Annotated in this window: 3 protein-coding genes and 1 pseudogene; 3 read left to right on the forward strand and 1 reads right to left on the reverse strand. The window is 48.4% G+C overall.

All coding sequences use genetic code 11. The features are described 5' to 3' along the window. Positions 1-135 precede the first annotated feature (135 nt). The 3 genes and pseudogenes from RLO19_RS05125 to RLO19_RS05135 form a co-directional block, all read left to right on the forward strand. Positions 136-432: pseudogene (locus RLO19_RS05125) on the forward strand (sensor histidine kinase); the annotation flags it as partial. Next, entirely contained in the window at positions 429-1,163 is a 735-nt protein-coding gene (locus RLO19_RS05130) for a response regulator (protein ID WP_446354433.1), read from the forward strand. The pseudogene RLO19_RS05125 and the gene RLO19_RS05130, both read left to right, overlap by 4 nt. A 356-nt stretch (positions 1,164-1,519) precedes the next feature. Further along, a complete protein-coding gene (locus RLO19_RS05135; protein WP_446354435.1) occupies positions 1,520-6,886 on the forward strand; it encodes a sacsin N-terminal ATP-binding-like domain-containing protein in 5,367 nt (1,788 codons plus the stop codon). A 133-nt stretch (positions 6,887-7,019) separates the two neighbouring features. On the opposite strand, the gene RLO19_RS05140 is transcribed toward RLO19_RS05135, so the two are convergent. After that, entirely contained in the window at positions 7,020-7,388 is a 369-nt protein-coding gene (locus RLO19_RS05140) for a DUF6753 family protein (protein ID WP_446354437.1), read from the reverse strand. Positions 7,389-7,514 lie beyond the last annotated feature (126 nt).

Here is a 7,514-nt window from a genome sequence, read left to right on the forward strand (position 1 = left end):
ATCGATTGGCGATACTCACGACTTTCGCCTGTGCTAGACTACTTTTATAGATTAACACATTATTTATTACAATACAAGACTAAGAGAAAATAAAAAGTCGTCCTAAAAGGACGAGGCTTGTATCCCTAGTTCTCGGTCAAAATCTTTGTCCGTCAAGATGCCAATTCCGTCAGTATTAGTGTAGAAGACACCGGACCCGGTATCAAGCCATCAGAACAAGCCACCCTCTTTGAACGGTTCCGCACAGGAAACCATGCTAGAGCAGGAACGGGCTTGGGATTACATCTATGGCGTCGGATTGTAGAAGCCCACTCAGGCAGCATTGAAGTGGAATCAATGGTGGGTAAAGGCAGCATATTTACTGTACGCCTCCCCCACTTGGCACCAAACAGCTCTGAAAGTCAATTATCTTTTTCAACAAGCCAACCATGAACAAGATTAATGTTGCTTTAATTGAAGACCATCACCTCACCCGCTCCGGCATCAAAGCTGCTCTAGAAGACTGTGAGGAGATTAGCTTTATTGGAGAAGCGGCGAATGGTTTACAAGGGATAACTCTGCTAGAGAAAACCTTGCCTGACGTAGCGATAATCGATATCGGACTACCGGGGTTAGTGGACGGAATTGAGTTAACCAAAAGGTTCAAAGAGTATGTCAAACAATCAAAAGCTCTAAACCTTGATAATCAGCCTAAAGTGCTAATTTTGACCATGCAGGATAATGAGGAATCGGTACTGGCGGCTTTTGCAGCGGGAGCTGACTCTTACTGTATGAAAGATGTCCGGCTTGAAAAACTAGTGGAAGCAATTGTTGAAACCCATTTAGGCGAAAATTGGATTGATTCATCAATTGCGAGAATCGTTTTGGCTCGCCTGAATAACCCGTTCAAGGTAATGGCTACCGCCGTAGCTGTTCCCATGGTGTCAATCCATGGTTTAAAGCCAGAAGATAGCGAGTTACTGATGACCAATCCTCTAACACAACGAGAGAGGGAAGTCATAGAGCTAATTGTAGAGGGGTACAGCAATGAAGAAATAGGCGAATCGCTATACATTTCTCTTGGCACTGTGAAAACTCATGTGCGTAATATCCTTGATAAGCTAGCTTGCGATGACCGTACTTCAGCAGCAGTACGCGCTCTCCGCGCAGGCTTGGTTAACTAGAGTTACCTTCCTGATTCTAACCGCGCTGGCTGTTAGCTAATACCAATCTCCCTCCCAAGAGTTTCTACACACTTATCCTAGTGAAGACCCCAGCTTAACCAAGCTGGGATTTTTTTTAGTTAAGCGAGGATTTGGTGCGATCGCGTCTTGGGGTTAGGGAGTGGCGATCGCGGGGTTTGAGTAGCAATCCATAGATTTGCGTAAGTCCTGAGTAGTAGGTTAGCGTTGAAACATTCCCAAGCAAAGTAGACGAAGGGGGTACGGGTTGCGATTTGTCTGAATCTGTGGTCTGTGGTTCGCCAGCAGCTACCAGATGTAACTAAGAATAATTCTGTCTCTTTGGAGCTTAATCAAGCATGATTGCTGTCGAACATTTACCTGACAATACACCAGGCATTATTACGCTGGGTGAGGGTGAAGCCTGGTATCAAAGCGAACCACTCACGACACGATTGAAGAACTTGATTCGGGATTATCCAGAAGGAGTTGGCATCATTAAGGAGCTAATTCAAAATGCTGATGACGCTGGAGCAACCCGTGTAGAAATCATTTTCGATTGGCGCACTCACAGCTTTGAACAGCTTCCCGATCCTCGAATGGAAGCTTTGATGGGAGCCTCTATGCTGGTCTACAACGACTCCAAATTCACGGACGAAGATTTTAAAAATATCAAAAGCTTGGGTGATAGCGGCAAGCGAGAAACTCTTTGGAAGACGGGTCGATTTGGAGTGGGCTTCAATTCTGTCTACCACGTCACCGACCACCCCAGCTTTATTTCTCGCGATCGCATTGTCTTTTTTGACCCTCATGCGTCTGCAATTCCGGGTGCAACACTAGGACAACCGGGACATAGCTGGCGATTTGAAGATGGATGGTGGGGCTATCCCGACTTCATGAAGGTCTACGAACCGGGCGGACTACGAGCAGGCATAACCCACTTCGACGGAACGCTCTTTCGTCTGCCCCTACGGAATGTCGCTCAGGCAAAGCAAAGCAAAATTCGGAATGAGCCGTTCAGCCAAGAGAACGTGCGGCAACTGCTGGCAGAATTTGTCAAAGCCGGGGAGGAGATGCTGCTCTTCCTCAAATCGGTTCTGACGATTCAGGTTTGTGAGATCGACTCTGACGGCAGTAAGCGCGATTTGCTTGCTATCGCTACCCAAAACGATCAAGCGGTCAAAATTGAGCGGAGAAAGCTGCTTACGCAATTGCAGAAGGGCGCAGATACTCTGTTGACACTTTGCCAAAGTGCTTCAAATGATCTTCCCGCAGTTTGTTATCGGCACACGATTAAGGTTGCCACTCCCGAAAATCAAACCATCTCAACTTGGCGCGTTACCAGCCTAATACGTGCGGAAGGCGAGTTGCTCAGCTTAATGCAGGAAATGGCGGCACAAGGTGAGAAGGCTGTACCTTGGGCGGGAGCCGCTGCTCTTATTTCTAGAACTGGCAACACCCAACAAAAAACCTTTGTGGGTCGGGCATACTGTTTTCTGCCGCTTCCCCAGGAAACGGGACTTCCTGTTCACATCAATGGCTTTTTTGATTTGGACTCGTCTCGACGCGAACTAACTAGCGACTCGCTAACGGGCAGGGACAAAAAGCGGGTGTTATGGAACCAACTGCTAGTGCGCCATGTGCTATCCCATGCTTACGCTAACTTAATCGTGAGCTTGGTAGAGGATATTGGGGAGACGGAACCTGAACGTTTTTACCAATTCTTTCCGCCCGAACGTACAACTAAAGCTCTGGCCGAGTTGCCAACCTACGTCATCAAACTGCTCCAATCCAAACGAGTCATTCGATCGGCGATTGGGCATCCCACTGTTATTCAGCAAAACGGTCGGCGTCAAGTCGGCAAAACTCACTGGGTTACACCTCAAACCATCAAGATTCTTCCCCAAGGGTGGGAAAGCTTACTCGATCCGCTGCGATTAGATGGTATAGATTTGCCCGATCCAACTCTGCCACCCGAACTAGAAGCTGCATTTTCGAGAGCCGATACTCCTCTTACCGTCTTTAAGCCAATCGATTTGCGATCACGCCTACTAATGAAAGAACCTTTGGGAATGCCCGTGGCAAAGGCTCCCAAAGCTTGCCTTCGCAAGCGAGAATGGGTGACGAACTTGTTACGCTACTGCCTTAGCGATGGCCGTCGCGATGTGAAGGATTTGCCATTGGCAATTTTGGCAGATGGGACGTTGCAAAGCTTTGGACATAATCCTCCAGGATTCATCTACATCCTGAATTCACATGAGCGCCAGATACTCATGGATCACATCTTTGCTAGCCGTCCTGACTGGTTTTTAGACGAAGACTTTGCTGATCGGGTGAGGGAGATTAGCCAATGCCAAGGTCAAGGCATTTCCATACTTACTCCAGTAGAGGTGGCGAAACGGCTAAAGGATTTGATTGATTTGGGTGACTACATTGCGGTCGAATGGGAACCGGATGGAGAGCAGATTCCTAACTCAAGCTGGCTGACGCAGGTCTACAACTTCTTTGCAGACGTAAAGAATTTGCCGACCAATGAAATTAAGGAAGTTCCGCTAGTTCCTTGTAACGATGGCTTGTTGTACATAGGAGGAACTGCGGAAACGCCTTTGTGGTACGGCTCCAGCACATCTAGAGAAACGTTGGATACGCTGAAATACTTTGAGATTCCGCTGGTCGAGGCTCAGGAACCGCTACAGAGAGCGATCGCTACGTTTCGCAGCCGCCATTCCGATCAACTAATTTGGCGGCTCACCGTTCCTGACTTGATCGACACATTATATGCTAAGGGTGAGTTGCCTGTTTACAATCCAGATTATTACAAGGGATTAGTTAGCTTCCTAGCCGATCGAAACTGGATACAGGGGGAAGGGAAAAACGATGAGCCTCGCAAGAAAAAGCTGCGCCAGTTGCAAATTTATCCCACCATTGAAGGTCAGCTAACAGAGTTGAACAATGTCTACGCACCCGGTGGCTATGTTCCTCCTAAAGTTGCCGGTTCGTTGAAGCTGCTCTGTTTGGGAGCTAATGAGAATAGCCAGGAGTGGAAAGCGTTTTACGATTTCTTGGGGGTTCCTGTTTTGGATCATACAACGATGATCCAAAATTTGCTGGCGGACTACGCTAATCTCAAGCCAAACCAGCAGTTGGAAGCCCTAGAGTGGATACGTGACCATTTGAGCATTGCCCAGACGGAGCTAGAAAAGCGGAGTCAAAGTGTTGATCTGAAAAAGCGAGTGCGAGAAGCACCTCTCATTCGTTGTACAGATGGTCAACTAAGAGCGACAAGTGCTATCTACAGTCCCAAAACATATAACGAAGTGCGGCTGGTGCTGGGAGAGCGTGCCCATACGCCCGACATGGGAATCTACAAAAACGCAGAGCATTGGCTCGACTTCTTTCGAGAGTTGAGGATGTTGGAAACACCCAGTGCAAATGACCTGTTGACGTATGTGGATGAGCAAATTCAGCAGGCAAAGAACGGGGTGACGGATGCGATCAGCAAGCATTTGACAGACGTATTTAGCCACCTTGAAAAACATTGGGAGCGACTGGAAAAAGAAAAGGTGTCTACGGGTAAAACGCTGGCTGAAGCTTTGAAGACGAGGGCTTGGCTCCCCGTTGAGCGAGATCCAGAGAAACTTAAGCGATTCCCGGCATTCACGGTTCCGCAGAACAGGCTGTATCGGAGTGATGAGGTCTGCTTTAGTCCCTATGGGTTTCTTGTAGCCAGCCAAAAGCCTTTGTTTGTAGTTGGCAAACTGCCGAAGAATGAGTTTCAGCAAGCTCTGGGCTTCCGTTTTCCCAACCGCGAAGACGTGGTGAACCACTTTAAGGCTTTGATACAACTTTGGGATGGGGAGGCAACTCCATCATTTGACGATGAGGCATTTCAGCGATCGCTCCAAAACATCTACAACTATTTCAATACTGCGTTTCTTAGCAGTCGAGCGACGGATGCAGACCGTCAATGGTTGCGAAACCAGTTGCAAGGTTACAAGTGTTTGTGGAACTATGGGGAGTTTTGGAAGCCGGAACACACATTTCAGGTCAACGTTCCTTTCTTTGGTAAACGTCGGCAAAGAATTACGCCTTCTTCGCCCATTCGGGAGGTGTACGAGCTTTTAGGGCAAAAACGGCAGCCCGGAATCGACGACTACCTTGCTTTTTTGGCACAGCTAGCGAAAGAGTGCAGAGGTGAACCTTTAGATGCTGATGATGCGAAGTGTGCCTACGAGGTTTTGCAGCTTCTAACGAGAGATTTGGAACTAGAACAACGTTCTGCTGCCGATTACGATTTGCTCTTGCTGACAGACGATAACCTGCTGTTGCCACCCAACCAAATTCTTATCCCCGATGCACCCTGGCGACTAAATGCTATTGCTGATCGTAATCAGGTCAAAATCTTGCACCCTGAAGTTCCCCACACTTTAGCGAGTACCGCAGGTAGCCGATCGCTGCTGAGCGATGTGATTGAGAAGCCTACAAACATTGACTTAACAAACGACCAGAATGCGAACAGGCTTTGTCAGAAGTGGCGGAATCTGCTGCGCTCGCCAGAATTTCTCAGAGGGTTAGAGCGGCTGATTGTAGACCAGTACGGATTAGAAGCCAAAGTGGAACTGGATTGGCTAGCAAGGGCAGGTGTTGTAGCAGCGGGGACGATTACCACCAAATTGCTACTGGACGATCATTGTATCGCGTCAGGGCTGCAAGGAAGCTATTACTTCGAGCCGAACAAGTGTGTGTTCTACCTCAGCTATGAGGGCGAAGAATTGATGCGCCATCACCAGACTGAGAGCCTCAACCATCAGCTAGGCAGCTTTAAGCTGAATGATACGGCTCGCTTATTGACAATGTTCAACAGCCAGCCATCGGAGATTGAACATTTGCTTGATCGGCTGAAAGTAAAGGCACTCAAGCGAGCAGCTCTAGTAACTGTACCGTTTGACGAAACGGATGGAGATGAGGTTGACCAAATCTTTGATACCGATTTGCTGGATGAGTTTGGGACGGACAGCATGGATGAGGACAAGACGAAAGATGGGAACGAGCAAAAGCCAGCTAGTCCTTCATTGGTTACAAGCACTAATGGCAATGCCTTAGAGCAAGCGAACACCAAACCTAACTCTGCTCCGCCTACGAACAATGATTCAGCAGTAATCTCACCTCCTGTTCCGTTTACTCCCGTTCAGCCTGCTGCCAATCCAATTATTAAACCTGCAAAATCGGTCGCGAGAACTACATATCCAAGCCAACAATATCGCAATGGTGTCCGAGTTCGTTCTGGGTTGGAGGTTGAGCCGAACAAGAGCGTAGAAGCGGAATTGTCAGAGGCAGAGGGGAAAAAGATTGACCGGGCTGGGATGGCGCAAGTCATGGAGTATGAGCGTCGGCATGGGCGTGAACCTAAAGATATGAATGAGATTCACCCAAATCATCCCGGCTACGATATTGAGTCTAGGGATGTGCGATCGGGCGAAGTTCGCTATATCGAGGTGAAGTCACTGCGAGGGTTATGGGACAGACGAGGAGTCTGCATGTCTCTAACTCAGTTTGAAAAGGGTAATGAGAAGCAGGATGAGTTCTGGCTATACGTGGTTGAGCAGGCTGAAATGGATGAAGCAAAGGTGACTCCGATTCAGAACCCGGTTGGATTGGTGGGTGAGTTTTACTACGACGATAGCTGGCGGCAGTTGGCAGATGACGAAGCAAGTGAGGTGGGCTAATGCAACTTTTGTTTTCCTGGAGAAGAAAGCGCGATAGCGAAGCGCTGCTACGAAGCGCAGATCGCGCTCTTTGCTGGGTGAACTAAATTCCGAGCTCACCAGAGGCAGTCAATTGTGAAGTTCGCCAACAGTATCACATCTTAAACTTACGCTTTTCTACAGGTTCCACCCATATAGTACAGAACCCGGAAGTTGCTGGCCTACCCGCAACTTCCAACGTCACCCCCAAACGCTGCACTTCCTTCTTACATTCTAAATTAGTCAGACTATCCCCATTCCACCTCATCAAATTCCGAGCAAACTTTCCCTCAGCGCTAGTTGCCCACCGCAAAGCCTCCGCCTGCTCCTGAGTCAGATGAACCGCTTCCCCCGGCGCAAACCCCCCTTGAAACCAAAGCCAACCCATCCACCCCATCAAAGCACCCACACCCAACGTCACCAACAGGATACCTGCTGCAACCACCAAAGAACGAGCAGACGTTGCCACCTGAAGGGGTGACAAGCAGCTCAAAAGCTTGGCAGACAGAGCATTTCCCCCCTCAAGCCTCAAAAAGATGAGAGCTTATTGACAGGTTTATTGAGAATAAAAAAATGAATGAGAATGATAATCACCTGGGTGACGATCCAA

This window comes from Coleofasciculus sp. G2-EDA-02 (assembly GCF_040226375.1).
Classification (GTDB): Bacteria; Cyanobacteriota; Cyanobacteriia; order Cyanobacteriales; family Coleofasciculaceae; genus Coleofasciculus.

Bases quoted from the DNA above. Each gene is read 5' to 3' on its own strand.
- RLO19_RS05135 (WP_446354435.1), top strand. From the start codon at position 1,520: ATGATTGCTGTCGAACATTTACCTGACAATACACCAGGCATTATTACG.
- RLO19_RS05130 (WP_446354433.1), top strand. From the start codon at position 429: ATGAACAAGATTAATGTTGCTTTAATTGAAGACCATCACCTCACCCGC.